13 protein-coding genes are annotated in these 17,937 nt (G+C 57.3%); 6 read left to right on the top strand and 7 right to left on the bottom strand.

Annotated elements, in window-relative coordinates; genetic code table 11:
- Positions 1-246: 246 nt before the first annotated feature.
- The 3 genes from ACOJSI_RS14265 to ACOJSI_RS14255 are packed head-to-tail and all read right to left on the bottom strand — an operon-like array spanning position 247 to position 2,731.
- Complete coding sequence (locus ACOJSI_RS14265; RefSeq protein WP_420138961.1) at positions 247-669, bottom strand: hypothetical protein; 423 nt, start codon at positions 667-669, stop codon at positions 247-249.
- On the bottom strand, positions 663-1,235 hold the full coding sequence (locus tag ACOJSI_RS14260; RefSeq protein ID WP_420138960.1) for a glycosyltransferase family 9 protein: 573 nt from the start codon (positions 1,233-1,235) through the stop codon (positions 663-665). Before ACOJSI_RS14260 ends, ACOJSI_RS14265 begins: the two co-directional genes overlap by 7 nt.
- Positions 1,232-2,731 (bottom strand): glycosyltransferase family 9 protein, encoded by a 1,500-nt coding sequence (locus ACOJSI_RS14255; RefSeq protein WP_420138959.1) that lies wholly within the window; start codon positions 2,729-2,731, stop codon positions 1,232-1,234. The genes ACOJSI_RS14260 and ACOJSI_RS14255 overlap by 4 nt, the downstream gene beginning before the upstream one ends.
- 209 nt (positions 2,732-2,940) lie before the next feature.
- On the opposite strand from ACOJSI_RS14255, the gene ACOJSI_RS14250 reads away from it, so the two are divergent.
- The 6 genes from ACOJSI_RS14250 to ACOJSI_RS14225 all read left to right on the top strand — a co-directional run bounded on the left by ACOJSI_RS14250 (position 2,941) and on the right by ACOJSI_RS14225 (position 13,001).
- On the top strand, positions 2,941-4,971 hold the full coding sequence (locus ACOJSI_RS14250; protein WP_420138958.1) for a glycosyltransferase family 9 protein: 2,031 nt from the start codon (positions 2,941-2,943) through the stop codon (positions 4,969-4,971).
- Positions 4,972-5,045: 74 nt separating this feature from the next.
- Positions 5,046-6,026, top strand: coding sequence for an ADP-glyceromanno-heptose 6-epimerase (rfaD, locus tag ACOJSI_RS14245; RefSeq protein ID WP_420138957.1), 981 nt, complete (start codon positions 5,046-5,048; stop codon positions 6,024-6,026).
- Positions 6,027-6,154: 128 nt separating this feature from the next.
- Positions 6,155-8,221, top strand: a complete 2,067-nt coding sequence (locus ACOJSI_RS14240; protein WP_420138956.1) for a glycosyltransferase family 9 protein — start codon at positions 6,155-6,157, stop codon at positions 8,219-8,221.
- Positions 8,212-10,296: a glycosyltransferase family 9 protein gene (locus tag ACOJSI_RS14235; RefSeq protein WP_420138955.1), complete on the top strand. Its 2,085-nt coding sequence runs from the start codon at positions 8,212-8,214 to the stop codon at positions 10,294-10,296. The genes ACOJSI_RS14240 and ACOJSI_RS14235 overlap by 10 nt, the downstream gene beginning before the upstream one ends.
- Positions 10,297-10,366: 70 nt before the next feature.
- Positions 10,367-11,599: a hypothetical protein gene (locus tag ACOJSI_RS14230; RefSeq protein WP_420138954.1), complete on the top strand. Its 1,233-nt coding sequence runs from the start codon at positions 10,367-10,369 to the stop codon at positions 11,597-11,599.
- A 172-nt stretch (positions 11,600-11,771) separates the two neighbouring features.
- Positions 11,772-13,001, top strand: a complete 1,230-nt coding sequence (locus ACOJSI_RS14225) for an FkbM family methyltransferase (RefSeq protein ID WP_420138953.1) — start codon at positions 11,772-11,774, stop codon at positions 12,999-13,001.
- 489 nt (positions 13,002-13,490) lie between these two features.
- On the opposite strand, the gene rfaE1 is transcribed toward ACOJSI_RS14225, so the two are convergent.
- The 4 genes from rfaE1 to ACOJSI_RS14205 are packed head-to-tail and all read right to left on the bottom strand — an operon-like array spanning position 13,491 to position 17,882.
- Positions 13,491-14,942 (bottom strand): D-glycero-beta-D-manno-heptose-7-phosphate kinase, encoded by a 1,452-nt coding sequence (gene rfaE1, locus ACOJSI_RS14220; protein WP_420138952.1) that lies wholly within the window; start codon positions 14,940-14,942, stop codon positions 13,491-13,493.
- Complete coding sequence (locus tag ACOJSI_RS14215; protein WP_420138951.1) at positions 14,942-16,081, bottom strand: AGE family epimerase/isomerase; 1,140 nt, start codon at positions 16,079-16,081, stop codon at positions 14,942-14,944. The genes rfaE1 and ACOJSI_RS14215 overlap by 1 nt, the downstream gene beginning before the upstream one ends.
- Positions 16,082-16,133: 52 nt before the next feature.
- Positions 16,134-16,673 (bottom strand): D-glycero-alpha-D-manno-heptose-1,7-bisphosphate 7-phosphatase, encoded by a 540-nt coding sequence (locus ACOJSI_RS14210; protein WP_420138950.1) that lies wholly within the window; start codon positions 16,671-16,673, stop codon positions 16,134-16,136.
- Between the two features lie 39 nt (positions 16,674-16,712).
- Complete coding sequence (locus ACOJSI_RS14205; RefSeq protein ID WP_420138949.1) at positions 16,713-17,882, bottom strand: lipopolysaccharide biosynthesis protein; 1,170 nt, start codon at positions 17,880-17,882, stop codon at positions 16,713-16,715.
- Positions 17,883-17,937: the final 55 nt, after the last annotated feature.

Below are 17,937 nucleotides of genomic sequence, written 5' to 3'. Positions count from 1 at the left end.
CGTGCTAGGATTGCCGCTTGGCTCAACGGTAGCTACCAAAGCTTGACCGATCGCCCAAGCATCATCGTAGCGCCTGGCATCAGATGAGCGCCGCGGCAAAGACGCTGTATTTAGAATTTGGCGGCTGGGCGGTTTTGCCAGTGCCGTAACGATATTCAGAAGCTCCCGAGCATGAGCCTTGTGAAATGGGGCAACGAACATCGGGCACGTGTGAACATGACAGAGGTGTAATGCAACCGTAGATCGTCAGCTGGACGAAGGGCCCTCTACGAGACCAATACGCGCTAGCAATATCGCCGCGGTCGTTCTTGCGTCAGCGGCCTGTTGTTCCAGGCTCTTTTCCAGCTTGACCAACGCGGATTTGATCGTGCGCTGTTCTTCGGCGCGATGTAATTCATATTGCTCCAACCGGTGTTCTACGGTCGTGCGCGCGTGTTGCTCGCGCGCCAACGCTTCGACCAGATTGTCGACTTCGTTACGAAGCTGATGAACTTGTGCAGTGAGGTTCTCGATTGTGGAGTCCTGCGCGGCCGATCTTTCGTCAGCGGTGTGCGCACGCGCTGTTTGGTCATCGTGGCGTTGCCGCAAAGCGGCGAGTTCAGCCTGCGCCGTTACGAGCTGTGCCTGAAGGCGTGCAAAGCGCTTCGCGCCACTAGTCCAAGTCAGCATTGCGCAACCGTTTTTTCCAAAGATCCTGTCTTCTGCCGGTCTGCCGCATTCTCATGTTGATCCGACCTGCCCATGACACGCAGCGCTGCTGAGGCAACCTCTCCGGGTTCGATTTCGTGCAGGCAGGCTGCATTATAGGGGCAGTCTCTAATATGATTCAGCTGGCAGGGCGAACAGCCGATCACGCGCGAAAGGATGACGGTCGTTGGCCCCAACGCACCCCACTCCGTCCGCTGGTGCGACCCGCCGAAGACGCAGACGGTCGGAACGCCAAAATAGCTGCTTACGTGGGTAATTCCTGAATTGTTGCCGATCACGCATGCGGCGCCGCGAAGTTTATGCAAGACGGTTTCCCACGGCAAACCACAGGCGTTGCTTACCCGCCGGACAGGAAACGGGCGCACAATTTCTGCCGCTGCTATGCGCTGACTGCGCGTACCAACGACCGCGATCGACATGTGCAGCGAAATCTGACGAAGCAAGAGCTCGGTCAGAGCCTTGAACTGGCCGGCTGGCCAGTCGCGCAGCGCGTTGTGAGAGAATGGCGCTATGATGATTTCGCTCATGGCGAGCTCCATTCGGCAAGCAGGCCAACTCTCTTCATGCGGCGTGCGATGAACGCCACCAGTAACTCAAGATAATCCGATTGATGTACTTCGCCGGGTGCTCCTTCCCGCACAAGGCGACCGCCAAAAAAGCTGAAGTCAGGCGGGGGGATCTCTTCCAGGGCCCAAATTCGAAACTCAAACAGGCTATCGGCCATTTCCACATCAAACTCGAGGCGGGTGGCGTCGCCGGCCGTGATGACCTGCCTGGTGACCCGCCGGTAGTTTATCGCGACGTCCAACAGTAGAAGCCCCTCTCCCGCAGACTCGATTTCAAGATATGGGTCGAAAATATAGCGGCCTGCGCGGAGGCGTGAGTAGGGTCCCCAAATGATAGCATCGCCTCGTCTAAAATTTCCGGACGAAAAAACGGCCCTATGGCGTTGGCGCTTCACGAAGTCTTGCGAGTGGAAAGCGTGGTGGTCCAGCCTGGTCTCGAACGCCGCCTCACGTGCCGTCCGGCCAAGGTCCAGCGGCAGCGCAATATCGAGGAACGGAAAGTCCGCCTTCGTACCCAGCCCAGCCTTTAACGCGGCGCGTACGCGGCCTAGTAATGTCCGGGTATCTGTGTCCGTGCGCATGTCGATGGCAAGATCGTAATGGTTCGGCAAAACCGTCTCCAGCAACGCGCGCTTACCTGGCACATCGACCTCTTCCTCGCTGGAATTCCGGGGAAAAGCATCGAAGGCGACGACCTCATCTGCGACGTGAATCCCGCGAGCAAGATCGAGGTTCCACGATCCCACGACCAAGGTGATGTGCGCTCGCGGAAACGCCGCTCGTACCCCGCGCAGCGCTGGGATGCCGATGATGAAGTCGCCTAGATGATCCAACTTCAGAATGAGAATGTTTTGATGCGGCCGTGTCCGTGCGATTTCCACCCGGGTCCGCGGCGGATCGAATAGGTAATTTGGACCGTCCGCAGTCCCCGTGCCTTCCCGGATGAGCGGCCAGTCAGGCGCCTTGATCCTTTCGACCACCAAAAGAATGTCGCTATGACCATCGCGAGGCTCGTCGTTCGATCGGCCATAGTCATATTCCTGATCATCGTCGCATAGTAGGCGGACGCGGTAGGAATTGGGTGTTAGTGCCTCTTCGATTTCGTCCATGAGAACGCGGGGCGTATAAAGCCGGCGCTGATCCGGGCGCTGGAGTACGGGGAGTGCGAGCTGTCGCTCTGCCAGGAAAGCGTGCGGAACGACGATGATGAGGTGGCCGCCGATCCTTACGGCATCGAACCAAGCTTGCAGAGAGGCGCGATAATCGACGATATCCTGCAGCAAGCGGATCGAAACGACGGTTCCATAGGCCTGCTGGTTAAGTGATCCTCCGCCTTCCTTGGTCACGAACACGTCTTCGGTCAGGAAGGGTCGCAGTACACCATCCCGCAGTCGATCAAGCGGGCCTCGGCTATTCGTTGTCTGCCTCCCGCTAACTCCGTTGATATCGCCGTTCAATCCTCTCGCCCCTTCTGTCGATCGGATAGCCGTGAATGCCGGAGCTGGTCCACAGCGAATGTGTCCAATGCGAGATGCTCGACGTTGCCCCGGACGATCGGCTACCACCAGCAACATGGCACGTATCCCGACCGTTTTCCGTCTTCCGATCCAAGGTGCAACCGTATGATGGAGATCAGAAAAGTAGCTTGTGGCCGTAGAGCTTGCTGGTGACGGCACGGCTGGCTCGCCTGGTGCGATTGGCGGTATCACACATGCCGACGCGCTCGGCTGCCGCGCTAGGCCGCCGGCTTGTTACGCGGGCTAATGCGGAACGAGAAGCGCGCAACTATCCGGCTGCGGCATCGCTTTATGAGGAAGCATTGCGGCTTGTCCCACATAATCCGCGGTTTTTCGTGCAATATGGCCACATGCTCAAAGAGGCGGGAGAATATGTTACGGCTGAGCATTATTATCTGCGAGCGGTCGAAATGCTGCCGAACGACGCGGATGTCGCGATCCAGCTTGGCCATTTTTTCAAGGTAGCCCAGCGGCCGGACGAAGCACGGGCAGCCTATCTGCGCGCAGCCGCTCTAAGGCCCGGGTGGCAGGAAGCGGAGAGAGAAGCGGCGGCGATTGCCGGCGGGATTGCATTAGACGCTTCGGAGGTCGGCCCGGCCGCGGCCACGCTGGTTCCGGAATTATTGCCGCATGATGTTGCCGATGGCCCGGGTGTGATGCGCGAGGGCTTCTTTGTTCGTCGTCTGGGCGCTTCCCGCATTCGTAGGCGCGGTGGTTTTCGCCGGTCGCTCCGCGGCATTGAGGCGATCCAAGGGTTTGTTGTGTCCGCCGCTCCCTTGGAAGTGCTCACGATATTGGTGGAAGGCAAACCAATCCGGCAGGAGCGGTTACAGCCAACCGTTCAACTTGATGAAGGGCAGACGAAATACGTCTTCAACATATGGCATGATTTTTCCGACGTGCCATTCGGTCCGGCGCAGGTGCAATTACGTGCGTCGCGCAATGGTGCTGCTGATCTGATTCACAGTAGTTTCGTCGAGTTTGCTCAACCCGTCACGGAAAGTGATTATCCGCAATCCGATGCAGTCGTCGGTCCACTCTCGCAGGACGAGGGTACTCTGGATGACCGTGTCAACAGTCGGCCCAGCATGGTCCGTGCCGCGCGTCGGACGCTGCTGAATGACGCTCCGCAGTCCATCCTTGTGCTGCGTGCTGATCAACTGGGGGATCTGGTTTGCTCGATTCCCGCGTTGGAACGCTTGCGCGCCTTATTCCCGCAGGCCCGCATTGTCGCGCTCGTCACACCTGCTAATGCTGATCTTGCTCGCACATTGGACATGCTGAGCGACGTAATCGTTATTGATTTTCCTGAGAGTCCCGACGGGCATAAGTCGATGCCAGCGGATGCGCAGATGGAACTGCAGCAGAAGCTGGCAAGCTTTGCTTTCGATATTGCAATCGACCTCGGAGAAACCGCGGAATCGCGCCCACTGTTGCTTCTATCAGGAGCGCAGTTTCTCTATGGCTTCAAGGATCGGGATTTTCCCTGGTTGAGCGCGGGCTTCGAGCTCAACACACATGACCCTGGGAATTACGGCGCTATGGCCGCCACCACCCATAAGCTGACCGCCATGATCGACGCGCTGGGGGAAATCATCCAACCCTTGCCATTCACGCTGCGACGGAAGGACCTCGATCGAAGCGACTTGGCAGCATATGGTATCGATCCTTCGACGCGCTACGCTGTCCTACATACCGGCGCGCGGCTGGTTCATAGCCGTTGGCCGGGCTTTGCGGAACTGGCCGAGCTGTTGCTCACTAAAACCTCATTATCAATTCTGGTCATGGGCGATGAGGCGCTTGCTGGCTTGCCGCAGACTGAGCGGGTGATCACCATCACCGATCGGCTTCCCTTCGATGTGTTCGATGGCTTGCTTGCACTCGCTGAACTTTTCGTCGGGAATGATTCGGGCCCGAAGCATCTGGCTTCTTTGCGCGGCGTTCCGGTGGTGAGCCTGCACATGGCTCGGCTAAACTGGAACGAGTGGGGCCAGGAGGCGACCGGCGTAATCATAAGCCGGCGAGTGCCTTGCGCAGGCTGCGGCATCGCTCAGAATGCCGAGGATTGTGGTAAGGATTTCGCCTGCATAACGCAGATCCGCGCGGATGAGGTGTATGCGGCGGCTGCTGACCTTCTCGCGCACAATCCGGAGTTGGCGTTGCAATCCGCCGACGGATAAGACATCGCGCGGCGAACAGCCCAGCTCCCGACCGGGGAGCGAAGGCGCTCGCTCGTGGAGGAGCTTGTTCCCGTATGATCGTTGTCACCGGCGCAGCCGGCTTCATTGGTTCCAACTTCGTGTCTGCGCTTAACGAGGACGGCAGCACTGATATTGCAATCTGCGACTTCTTCGAGAGCGGCGAGAAATGGCGGAACCTCGCCAAAACGGCCTTCACGCAATTCATTCAACCAGCTGAGCTGATCGTGTGGCTGAAGCAGCGTTCGGATATCGAAGCGGTCATTCATATGGGGGCGATCTCGGCTACCACGGCGCTGGACGGCGATCTGGTGATGCATACCAACTTTTCGCTGTCATTGGCGTTGCTGGATTTCTGCACATCGGCCGGTGTGCCGCTGCTCTACGCGTCATCCGCAGCGGTATATGGCGACGGAAGCGCGGGCTTCGAAGACAGCATCGCACCGGCAGACATCCTGAAGCTGCGCCCGCTCAACCTTTATGGATGGAGCAAACGGCAATTCGATTTCGTCGTTGCCGACCGGATCGCGCGTGGCCGTCCCATGCCTCCCGTTTGTACGGGACTACGCTTCTTTAACGTGTTCGGACCGAACGAGTATCACAAGGGCAGCATGATGAGCATCGTTGCCAAGATTGCGGATCCAATCCAGCGGGGTGAGCGGATCACTTTATTCAAGAGCCATCGCGACGGGATCGCCGACGGCGATCAGAGGCGCGATTTCATCTACGTCAAGGACGCTGTCATGGCCTCGCTTGGCCTGTTGCAAAATGCGCGTACAGGCATCTTTAACATTGGCACGGGCACAGCGCGTAGCTTCCGTGAGCTTGCCGAGGCCACATTCGTAGCTTTTGGCCGGCAGCCAGCCATCGACTACATCGACATGCCGGAAGAGATTCGTGAGAAGTATCAATATTTTACTCAAGCTTCGACCGATAATCTGCGGCAGGCGGGATATGCCGCACCGTTCGCATCGCTTGAAGACAACGTTGCCGACTACGTTCGATCCTATCTCGGCCGTGAAGATCGCTATCGTTAGACCTTGCTGGTGCCACGGGTGAGTCCATGTTGGGGAACCGGACATGTGGCCGTCCGGGCTGACACACAGTTCGTTCTACGGGGTGCGCGGGCAGTAATGAACATGATTTGCGTCGACGGGATCAGTCTGTGATCAATTTGCAAAAGCGGACGTTTCGCTTCCTGGTTTCGCGCGCTGACGCGGCACGGGATGAGCATCGCTATGAAGCGGCTGCGGCTTTATTCGAGGAGGCGTCGCGTCTCCGCCCCAAGCATGCGGGCGTACACAAGCAGGCCGGCCATATGTTTAAAGAGGCCGGCAAGTTCGAGCTTGCCGAAGCGCATTACATGCAGGCCCAGCAATTGACGCCGGACGATCCAGACCTGGCGTTGCAGTTGGGCCATTTCTACAAACTTGTAGGCAGGCCGGCGGAGGCTCGTTCATCGTACGAGCGCGCTACTAAGCTCAGTCCCTCTATGGTCGCTGCTCGTGACGAGTTGAGCGCGATTACAGATTCGCTCACGCATCGACCGCTGCCTGTTGAGGCCGCGGAGATAGGCAGTGCGTTGGGATTGCGTCCGGAAAGTTTCGGCGGATTCAGTGCTGGCGATTTGGCACGACTGGTGCCTGCTCTTGCCCCTCGTCGTCACGAGGATCTGATGCGATCGCACGGCGAAGAAATAGAGATACGCAGGTTCGGTCGTTCGGAAACCGGGTTTTGGGGCAATCGACGGACGGTGCGGGGCGTTGAGGCGTTGCGGGGCTTCTGTATTTCGGAAACACCGATCGTCGAGGTACAAGTCCTGCTTGATGGGATCCGTATTCACCGCGGCCCGGTGTCAGGCGGATATCGGCTAAAGCTCGAAAGCGATCCTGAAAGGATCAAAAAGTACGTCTTCAATGTCTGGCTGGACTTTGCGTCGTGTCCGCGTGGCATGCACAGTATCGAGCTCCGCTTGATCGACGCCGCCGACACAATCAGGTCACGGTATGAGGACGTTATCATTGCCGATCCCGAGTCTGAGGCAGATTGGCCTGATTCCGATTTCCTGATCTCCCTTGACCCTGCCGATCCTCGCTCCCTCGATGAACAGATTCGCACTCGCCCCAGCATGGTGCGGTCGGCACGCCGGCGTTTGTTTCCGGAAGGCGTCCGCAACGTGCTTGTCATGCGGATGGATCAGCTCGGCGATGTGGTCGCTTCTATCCCCGCTATGATGCGTTTGCGAGAGCTTCTACCGGAGGCGAACCTCGTCGGCCTGTTCACTCCGGCTAATGCAGAGCTGGGCCGCACGCTCGGTATATTCAGCGAGATTATCGTTGCAAATTTCCCTGACGATCGGGTGGAAAGACGACGGGTCATGCCGATTGCGGAGCAAGAACAGCTCCGGAAACGACTCGTCCCCTATGATTTCGACATCGCAATCGATCTTGCGCAATCCGGCGCATCGCGCGATCTCCTGCGCCTCGCGGGCGCCAAGTTTACGCATGCGACGGGGGGGGGCGATTGGCCCTGGTTATCGTCGGAATTCTCTTCCTATACGCATGACCGCTGGACCAGACATGATCAGACGCCGCATTCCAGCAAAGTGCTAGCTCTCGTTGAAACGCTTGGTGCACTGCTTTCCGACAATGCACCGATCCTGCGCCGAAAAGACCTCCAGCGTAGCGCGATTGAACGGTTCGGTATCGCAGCTGATGAGCGCTATGTCGTCATCCATTCGGGGGCCCGTATCGGCTTCAGTCAGTGGCCGCATTATGGAGCATTGGTCGCGTCCTTCCTTGCCAGAAGCGACCTCAAGGTCATCATGATCAATGATGGCCCGCATGTGAAGCAGCAGATCGATCCTAATCTGCTGCATGACCCCAGATTGATGATCTCGGATGGGCAGCTGCCATTCGATGATTTTGATGCCTTATTGTCGTTCGCGTCGGTTGTGGTGGGAAATGACTCCGGGCCAAAGCATCTTGCTGCGTTGCGCGGCACGCCCGTCGTGACCTTGTTCAGCGCTCGTATAAATTGGACCGAATGGGGTCAGGAAAACATCGGTACCATTATCAGCCGCAAGATGCCCTGCGCCGGTTGCGCAATCCTTCATGATGCCGAGGAGTGCGGGCGCGATTTCGCTTGTGTCACCGACATCGCCGTTAACGAGGTGTTTGATACAGCAATGACGTATGTCCAGTCCGAAGCTGGAGCGCTGGCATGGTCTTGAATCCATTCCGGCGCTCGGGCCCAAGTGCCGCCGTACGCCAATTGGCCGACGACATGCAGATGCGCGCAGACGCTGCGCGCGACGCCGGAGAATATCTGAAGGCCGCCTATCTCTTTGCAGAAGTTGTCAGGCTTGCGCCCAATCGGGCTGGCCTGCTCATCCAATCGGGGCACATGTTTAAGGAGGCCGGGGAGTTTGCAGCAGCAGAACAGCAATATGAGTTGGCCAGCCGGCAATTCCCAAAAGATGCGGAGCTTGCGCTACAATTAGGGCATTTTTTCAAAACTGTCGGTCGTATGAAGGAGGCTCATGCCTCTTACCAGCGTGCGCTTGCCCTTTCGCCCGGCTGGGGTGAGCCGCAGCGCGAACTGGACCAGATGGCCGTTATCGGATTGAGCGTTTCCGAGGATGATGCGCATGTATCATCCCAGAGACCAAGAGATGAGGATGCTACGGCGGCAGGTTCGTTCGAAGCCGAGGCGCGTGCTCTTCATCTGGCTGCGGAATTAGCTCCCCGCCCTGTTGCGCAAGGTTTACGCAACTACGGCCGCAGCATAGAAATTCGGCAGCTCGGCCGGGTCGAACGCAGTTTCTGGGGACGGCTTCAGACGCTGCGCGGTGTGGAAGCTATTCAAGGTCTTTGCATATCGGATCAGCCGATCCAAACCATCACGCTGATGTTGAATAGGCAGATGGTATATCGCGGCCCCGTCCGCGGCGGTTACCCGCTGCCGCACGATGAGCACGGCAGGTCTTTGAAATATGTTTTCAACGTCTGGATTGATTTCACCGAGTTCCTAGAAGGACCTTACGAACTGGAATATCGTGCGACCGATATCGAAAATCGGACGATATCCCGCACGGAGTGGGTGGTCATCGCCCCGCCGCTGGCCGTTCCGAATCTTCCCGATAGCGACAGCAACGTGCCGCGTGCCGATCCGCAGGACGCCCGCTCGCTAGACGACCAGATCAATGCACGGCCAAGCATGGTGCGCCCGGCCCGTCGTGCGCTCTTCAAGCAGATGCCGAAGACGATCCTAGTTCAGCGCCCCGATGTGCTAGGCGATCTAGTCGTGTCGGTTCCCGCGTTGAAGAGACTGCGATCCTTGTTTCCGGACGCGCATTTCGTTGGTGTGATTTCGAAGGCAAATCGTGACCTCGCCGAGAATCTCGGCTTCTTCGACGAGCTGGTGGAAACGGACCTGGCGTTCGATCACTGGGAGCAACGCCGGGTTGTTACGTTGGAAAACCAACGTGCGCTCGCGAAGCAGTTGGCGCACTATGAGTTTGACCTTGCGATCGATCTTTGCGCCGCCGGTGAATCGCGGCTGTTGCTGCCATTGGCTGGAACGCCGGTCATGGTCGGATTTCGCTGCGGGGAATTGCCGGGCCTGACCGTAGAGGTGACGGGCAGTTCCAATGATCCCTGGAACGGCCATGATATGGTTCCGCATACGAACAAGGCTTTGGCATTGGTCGAATGGCTAGGTGCAATGATGCGCACCGAGGACAATATCGTGCGCCGTCCGCTTGATCGCGCGCTGCTTGCCGATCTCGATATTCCGGCCGACGCCGATTACATCGTATTGCATGCAGGCGGTCGCTGGGATTTTAGTCAGTGGCCGCATTATCCGGCGCTCGTCGAACTGCTGCTGGCACGCACGGATTTCACGATCGTCTTATTAGCCAACGACGCCAAGCTGCTCGATCGCATCCCGGCTGAAACGGCTCAGTCGGATCGCTTCAGATTTCTGGCACGGCGGCTGAGCTTCGACACGCTCGACGCGCTTGTGTCACTTGCGACCGTCTTCGTCGGGGACGATTCCGGTGTGAAACATCTGGCGGCGCTGCGCGGTACCAAGGTGATCGGTATCCAAAACGCCCGAAACAACTGGGCCGAGTGGGGTCATGAGAACGAAGGCTTCATCATGACGCGGAAGCTCCCCTGCGCCGGGTGCCAGATACAGCATTATCCTGAGTCGCTCGATTGTGGGCGCGATTTCATCTGCATTACGGGAATTAAGCCGGAGGAGGTACTCACGACTGTCCAACGCCTAATGCAAGGTGACCAGTGAGCGGACGAGTTGCATGAGCCAAACAGTCTTTGGCCCCGCTGTGCCTGATGCGCAGAATCGCTTGTCGCGAATGCTGTTGCTTGCCAGTCGCCCGTGCGCGGTCGTGCAGGATTATATCGACTGTGCCGACCTCGCACGCGCATCAGGCCTGGATCAGGCTGCTTCAATCTTGTCGGGACTGGCGGCCCTTCACCTGGGCTTTTCGCCGGCCACCATCGCCTGGCTGGCAAACCCGGACCGCCCCTTCCATGGCTTTACGACCGCACATCGTGGCAGCACGTCGCAGCGAGCCGGAGACGTTGTCGATGTGGCGATCGAACAACTGTCGCAGCTGATGCGTTCAAGGCCAATGTTGGGGAAACTTCCGGATTCATCCGCAAGTACCCATTCCGGCGGGATGAGCATCCCGCAACGGCCGGAGGCGATCCGCGCGCAGATCGAGCCTTTGGCTGGTCAGGCGAAAGCGTTGCTGACCAGCATTATGCATGCGGAACGCGAAGTCACCACCAGGGAGCTGCGATCGATCGCCGATACCCTATTTAATCTCGAGCCTCTCCGTTTGGATGAGCATCTCGATGCCACGTATGAAGAACGCGTGTCCCTTTTTGCTCTCGAGCAACTGCGGAGATTCATTGTCGCCAACGCTGAGTTGCTCTTCGCCTCCGGCGAGCCACCGCTATTTTCCCAAGTCTCGGCACTCGCCTCTGCGTCTTTGGGGCCATATTTCTCCAACATGTGGCGCTTGATCCGCACACCGTGCGACGTCCTGGCGCTAATTGACGCAGCGGCCAATGGACAAGCCGACGAGCAGCAAATGTCGCTCTGGTGCATACTGCTTTCGGTCCATCTTCGTGAGCACGAATTGGTCGGGTTGATCGAAGACCTTGGCAATCGTGGCATGGTTGGTACGCTTCGTGCGTTGCTTGATCGACTTCAGCGAGCAATCGTCTCGGCGCGTTGCTATGAGGCTGTCCGAAGAATCAGGGATGTGTCGCTAGATTTAGGTGACTTCGCGCTAGCGGCGGAAGCGCAAGCCTTGATCGCTAGCTGGCGACCAGCGGATGCAGTATCATGGGAAGTGCTGGGTGAGATACAGGCTACTGCCGGAGAATGCGGATTAGCCGATAAAGCTTTTGCCACGGCGACGTTGCTCGATCCTTCCAATCGAGCGATCCTCCGTAAGCGTGGCGCGTTGCAGGCCGGCACCCTGCCTCTCGTCCAAAGAGGTTACAGCAGCTCCGCGCACATGGCTCGGTTGCGTCGGGCCCGCGCACTGGCACTCGATATGCGGCGTGCAAGTTAAATGGCAATTCAATGCATAATTGCCGGTTACTGCAACAGAAATTCTTTAAGCAAATGAAAAATAATTATCATCAAGAAATATTACTGACATATTGTAAAGAGAATTATAAATAAATGCATTTAATACATGTTTCTGGAAAAAATAAGAGTTTGATGGCATACCTATATATTCAGTGATCCAGGAAGGTTTGAGCTTGATAAGCTGGTCTATTCACCGCGAAGATATATTGCTGGCCCGCGCATTAAAGGATGTTCCTCATAGCGAGGGGTTCTATATCGACGTTGGGGCGAACAATCCTATAGAAGACTCTGTAACAAAGCTTTTTTATGATCAGGGCTGGCATGGTTTGAACGTAGAACCATCTAGGTTTTGGTACGCTCGCTTGGTTACTGAGCGCCCGAGAGACATCAATATCAATGCTGCCGTTTCGGATAAGCCAGGTCTCGCAAAGTTGTACGATCATCCCGATGGCGGACTGGGCACGATGGTTGAGCAATTTGCCGACCGCCATCGGGATGAACTAAAAATTCCCTTACAAACTGTTGAGGTTGAAGCAGTAACGCTAGCGGAACTTTGCGAGCGGCACGCTCCAAGCACAATACACTTCCTTAAGGTCGACGTGGAAGGTTTCGAGGAACAGGTTATCCGCGGGATGGATTTCACGCGCTTTCGGCCTTGGATTCTCTGCGTCGAGGCGACCGAGCCAATGCGATTAGATGCAATGACGCACAGCGCATGGGATCCTCTTTTAATACGAGCTGACTATAAATTTGTCCAATTTGATGGTCAGAACCGCTGGTATGTGGCCAATGAGCATCCTGAGCGGATGGCTGCGTTTCAATATCGGTTCGATGATTACACGCATTGGACTTTTCTGCGCCGTATTGAAGAACTGGAAAATCAGTTGCGGGCCACCGAGATTGAGCTGCTGAAAAAGAATGCAGACTCTGCTCTTCTGCAGAGAGCGCGAGAGGTGCTCGGCGTCAATCTATTTCAGTCTGTGCCGCATAATCTTGCGCCAGAACAATTCATGTCACGCGCGACGATCGAAAAGCGCGGTGCCAGTTGGGCGCTTCCGTTGGCCGACGATCCCGTCTGCATGGTTTTTGGTCCATATGTTAAGCTCCCGGAGGGAATGCACGAAGTGACATTTGAATTGAGTAGTATCGGTCTAGGTGAGCAAATGCTTAGGCATCCGATCGTACTAGACGTCGCGAAGGACGCGACGCAACAAATCTCGGTCTCACTTGAGGGTAGTGAGGGGGCGAAGAAATTACGTGATGGCAGGATTGGTCTTCGTTTCCGAAACGATTCTGCGGATTCGATTTTCGAATTCCGCGTGTACGTGGAAGGTCGAGCATTTAACGGTGATTTGATCTTTAATGGCGTTTCTTTGTCCTAATCGCGCGAATAATATTCGCGTTGTATGCGCCGTTGTTTATTGCGAATTTAGAAGCTACCGGCGGGGCGCTTGAAAGTCGACAGGTGGCTCTCGCTGTTCAATAGTTGGTCGGCAGCCCGGGGAATGCTAATCCGAGTCGACACAAAACGCCCCGGTAAATCCCTCACAATTTTTTATTTTTCTTGGAGTTACGGCATCCGCGAATATGCATTTGCCAAAATGCAAAGCATGCGCCTTTCGGCGAAGAGATCGGAGTATCGATAACCGCGGACATACCGTAATGCTATTGGGCATGCCACCGCCGAATCGTGCAGAGCATTACTGTGAATATTGAAGTTGTCCACTTGCATCAGTCGTGACGCCGCTCTGGCTGCTACAATCCATGGTTCTTTCGGGTGAAGAATCTGCTCGCGCTATGCGCTCACGTTCGCGCTAGATGCTAGTTTTAGAATACCGAAGCTGCCATCAACGTGCAATTTAAAGCTTGCGTCAGCGCCTGCTGGCTGCAACTAGTCGACTAGTGGATTGTCCACGGCTAATATTTGCTAGAACTACGCGCCCGCCACGCTTTTTCACAGCATCGGCGCCTACTACTCGATCTATAGTGTAGTCGGCGCCTTTTACTAGCACGTCCGGCTGAAGTGCCTCAATCAGCTCGAGCGGGGTCTCCTCATCGAATATTGTAACTGCTGCGACGCCCTTGATGGCGCCTATAACCGCTGCACGTGCATCCTGGTCCTGAATCGGGCGTGTCGGTCCCTTGAGCCGCTTCACTGAGGCGTCCGAATTCAGCGCCATGATCAACCGGTCGCAACCGTCCACAGCCTGACGGATCAGAGAAACATGGCCGGGATGCACGAGATCGAAACAGCCATTCGCAAATCCTACCGACAAGTTTTCCTTCGCCCAAGCCCACCGCAGAGCCACGAGCGCATCGCGATCTAACAGCCGCCCATCGTTAATATCGGAAGTAGTGCTTTCGGCCAAAAGTGCTGTTGCAAGCTCCTCTCTAGAGACACTTGCCGTGCCCAACTTCGAAACAACGATGCCAGCTGCGTGATTAGCCATGCGCATGCCATCATGGATCGGCATTCCAGCTGCAATCGATGCAGCGAGTACCGCTACGACCGTGTCTCCGGCACCAGAGACATCGAAAACATCCTGGGCGACGGTCGGGAGATGAATCGGTGTTCCGTCGATAGGGAAGAAGGACATCCCTTTTTCGGAGCGTGTAAGCAAAATGTTGGCGCCACACACCTCCTGCGCACGAGCAACAGCAACTGCGGCCTCCTCGTCCGTCTCACAGGGGAGGCCGGTCGCATCCGTCAGCTCTTTTCGGTTTGGGGTGATCACAAAGGCGCCACGGTAGGCGCTCAGATCCGTCCGCTTTGGATCAACTAGCACTTTCTTGCCGGCCGCTTCGGACTGCTCGATAACCGTTTGAATAGCGCGATCGGAGCAAACGCCTTTTCCGTAATCGGAGAGGATGACGACGTCTGCTGCCGCTATTGCGTCGCTTACTGACCCAAGGAACCGTTTCTCGACTTCCTCCGAGCAGGGAACGGCGTCTTCATGATCCACCCGGACGATTTGCTGGTGGGCGCCGATGATCCGCAATTTGCGAGTTGTCCGCCGACCATCAAGCGCGGCAATGCCGTTGCAGTCAATGTCTCCCATGCTGGCAAGCAGCGCGATCAGTTCCTCCCGTGCGCTATCCTGCCCAGCCAAGCCTACGAGATTCACACCCAACCCTAGACTCGCGAGGTTGGCGGCGACGTTGGCCGCGCCCCCGGGCACCGCCCGCTCTTCCGTAACGCGCATGACCGGCACAGGCGCTTCAGGCGAGATACGGCTCACGGTGCCGGACATGTAACAGTCCAGCATCACATCGCCGATCACGGCAACTCGGTAATCAGATAGATGGTCGAGGTACGTCGTCATTATTCCGCCTTGGTAAGCGCTGCATCGGAAGCAAAGGCCTTTGCGGCCACGCTCCCCGCCAGCACGATATGGTAGAGGGAACTGGCAGGCACATAGTCGACCAATGCTTCCCGTGCAGCGGACACATGATCAATCCAGCCACCGTGAAACGGCCGATCGAGGAATGTGCTCATCAGGCCAGCCGCCATTCGATCGGCAAAGGCGGGCGCCGTGGCGTCGCCTAAAGTATATAAGGTCGCGGCCGCCTTGATCGCTTCGGTGTGAGGCCAAACACGATGCGATCCTTTTACGACGACGTCATCCCGCGCAGAAATTTCATCTACAATCAGGCCGTCGTCGGCCACGCCACCCGCTTTGGCTGAAGCATAGAGGCTTTCACACAACGCGCTGGAATCGTGCCCCGACAGGGCGGCATACTCGTCCAGCAGCCATGCCCACTCGAAATGATGCCCGGGCTCCCAAACGGCCCGGTTTGCCGCCCCCCAATCGCCGGTGAAATACTCGAGCAAGCGTTCGCCAATGAAGAAGCGCTCTCCAAACAGCGAGACAATGGCTGCGGCGCGCTCGAGATAGCCACGGCCCGGCGCAGCACGTTCCAGAAACAGATAGGCTTCAAGAAGGTGCATATGCGGATTCTGCCGTTTTTCGTCGGGCGCCGGCAGCGCATCGAACAGGCCGCCATATACGGGGTCGTGCAGCTTCCGCTCTACGAAGCGGATGATCCCGTCGGCCAGCGCAAGCAGCTGCGCATCGCGGTTGAGCCGGTAGAGCGCTGCGATCGAGAAAAGGACGAACGCATGAGCATAGGCGTCGCGCGTTGATGAGATGATGCTGCCGCTCGTCGGATCGATCGAGAAGACGAAAGATGTCGTGTCGTCCTCTCGTGATGCAAAATCGCGGATCAGGGATTGCATGGCCCGTTCGGCAAGCTCTTGCCCGGCTTGAGACCAGCCGCACTCGGCTGCATGCGCAAATACGAAGATCTGGCGGGCTTGCACCATGGATCGGTGCGGCACCGCTAGCGGCGCACCGTTACGGTCCAGACGCTCACGAAAGCGTCCTGCCCGCGCGTCGAACCCGCGCCCCTCCCAAACAGGCAGAGCGATGTTCTTGATCCAACTAATATAGTCGTTGAGCATCAGGCCCTCAGTCCCGCATCCGCATAGGGTGCGCGGCGTTGATTTCCAGCAATCATGTGTCGAGAAGGGTACGGACAACGCCTGCCAAGTCGCCCTGATTGGGGGCGATTAGCATGGCAGCTATGCCGGCTGCGGCTGCGCTGTCGGCGTCACTTTGCTTATCCCCGATCAGGAAGCTGCCTTCGCGCGCAACGTTCCAATCCCGCATGGCGCGCAGGATCATACCGGATCCAGGCTTGCGATCTTCGTGTTCGATCGCGAATTCGGCGACAATTCCATCGGGATGGAAGGGCGCGTAATAGAAGGCGTCGATCCGGGCGCCTTGTTCACGAAGGGCCGCCTGCATATGATCGTGGAAGGTCTCCACATCCTTGGTCGAATAAAGACCGCGTGCAACACCTGACTGGTTGGTGACCACCAGGACGGGATATCCTGCTTCATTCAACAGGCGAATGCCTTCCACCGCGGTCGGCGTAAACTCCAAGTCGTCCGGCCGGAAGGTGTAACCGTGATCTACGTTGATCACGCCGTCACGATCCAGAAAGGCGGCGGGACGAGGCGCCCCTGTTTGATGTTGATGCGAAGGTATCATGGTGTACAGGCGCGCCCCGAAGGGCGCGCCTCCTCATCTTTACGCGGCGTGTTCGCGAACACCTGCGGCGATCAGCCAGCCGATCGAATAGACGAGTAGCAACGAGATCACCACCGTCAGCAAGATGCGCCAGCGCTCTGGAAACAGGGCCTTAACCGGCATGTTCGCATCCACTACGCGGACCAGGTAAAGCTGCTGCTGCTGCGCCTGCTGCAAGGCCCGCTCCAGACCTGAGGCCGCCGCTTCGTAACGCTTTGCCAGGAAGCTGCGACGCAGTTCCAGCCCCTGATAGCCACTGATATCATTGGCAATGGCACTTCCGCTACCGGCCAGGCGTCCGCTTTGTGCATTCAGCTGTGCCTGGAGAGCCTCAACATGCGCTGCCAGGGCCTTATACTGAGGACTGGAGCTGCTGATCATCCCGCCCATGGCGTTGAGCTGCGCACGCGCCTGCGAAACCTGTGCCTGAAGGCCCGATACCAAGCCCAACTGTGCCTGGCCGGTAGCCTGTGGATCGATATCGCCATGCGTTCTGCGGAAGGCCGTCATTTGCGAATTCGACACAGCCAATGCGGCTTCTGCATCGGCAAGCTGTCGCCGAGCATTCTCGATCGCGTCGTTGTAGCTCCGTTGATTGAGCACGTTAACGCGCTCTTCGCCAATCTGCAGCAGCTTACGGGCAATGGTGTAGCTGTCATCCGGGTTGAAGCTGTGCACCTTGACCACCGTGATTCCGGTGTCGGTGTGGTACTTCACCGAAACCTGCTTCTCGTAATAACGCAGAAGGCGCTCCGGCGTCGGGTTGGCTGGCATCAACCGGCTTAAAATATCGACACCCGGCCGGCGAAATCGCTCGACAAGATTATCTTCCCGCCGCAGCCGATCCACGGCGTCATGGGATACAAGATAATCCGCGACGCTCATTGCCTCGTTGTTGCCGCCGCTCGTCCCCGTCACCATGCCAATGACGGCGCTGACGCCCGCAGTGGGGGCTACCGAACCGGACGATGTGCGCACCAGAAAATGGGCTTCCGACTCATACTGATCAGAAGCGTAGGTAAAGAGGTAAAGTGCGACCAACAGCGTTGGCAGCACCACAATGCCGAGAAACCACCGTCTTTCCATGATCCACGCGCGGGCGCGTTCGATGGGGCTCGTCTCGCGAACCTCCGTATCGTCGGCGGGAGTCATGAAGCCATGCATATTCATTTGTTGATCCTAGCCGATCGGCGACGTGGACGTATCGCGCTATCGAAATTGCTCA

Origin of the sequence: Sphingomonas sp., from assembly GCF_048595155.1 — a bacterium.
Lineage (GTDB): Bacteria > Pseudomonadota > Alphaproteobacteria > Sphingomonadales > Sphingomonadaceae > Sphingomonas_I.
Note: the sequence above shows the minus strand (reverse complement) of the source record. Positions and strands in the feature narration are given on the sequence as shown.

Coding starts and splice junctions, on each gene's coding strand:
- ACOJSI_RS14260 (WP_420138960.1), bottom strand. CDS start 1,235: ATGAGCGAAATCATCATAGCGCCATTCTCTCACAACGCGCTGCGCGAC.
- rfaE1 (WP_420138952.1), bottom strand. CDS start 14,942: ATGACGACGTACCTCGACCATCTATCTGATTACCGAGTTGCCGTGATC.
- ACOJSI_RS14205 (WP_420138949.1), bottom strand. CDS start 17,882: ATGAATATGCATGGCTTCATGACTCCCGCCGACGATACGGAGGTTCGC.
- ACOJSI_RS14230 (WP_420138954.1), top strand. CDS start 10,367: ATGCTGTTGCTTGCCAGTCGCCCGTGCGCGGTCGTGCAGGATTATATC.
- ACOJSI_RS14210 (WP_420138950.1), bottom strand. CDS start 16,673: ATGATACCTTCGCATCAACATCAAACAGGGGCGCCTCGTCCCGCCGCC.
- ACOJSI_RS14235 (WP_420138955.1), top strand. CDS start 8,212: ATGGTCTTGAATCCATTCCGGCGCTCGGGCCCAAGTGCCGCCGTACGC.
- ACOJSI_RS14215 (WP_420138951.1), bottom strand. CDS start 16,081: ATGCTCAACGACTATATTAGTTGGATCAAGAACATCGCTCTGCCTGTT.
- rfaD (WP_420138957.1), top strand. CDS start 5,046: ATGATCGTTGTCACCGGCGCAGCCGGCTTCATTGGTTCCAACTTCGTG.
- ACOJSI_RS14265 (WP_420138961.1), bottom strand. CDS start 669: ATGCTGACTTGGACTAGTGGCGCGAAGCGCTTTGCACGCCTTCAGGCA.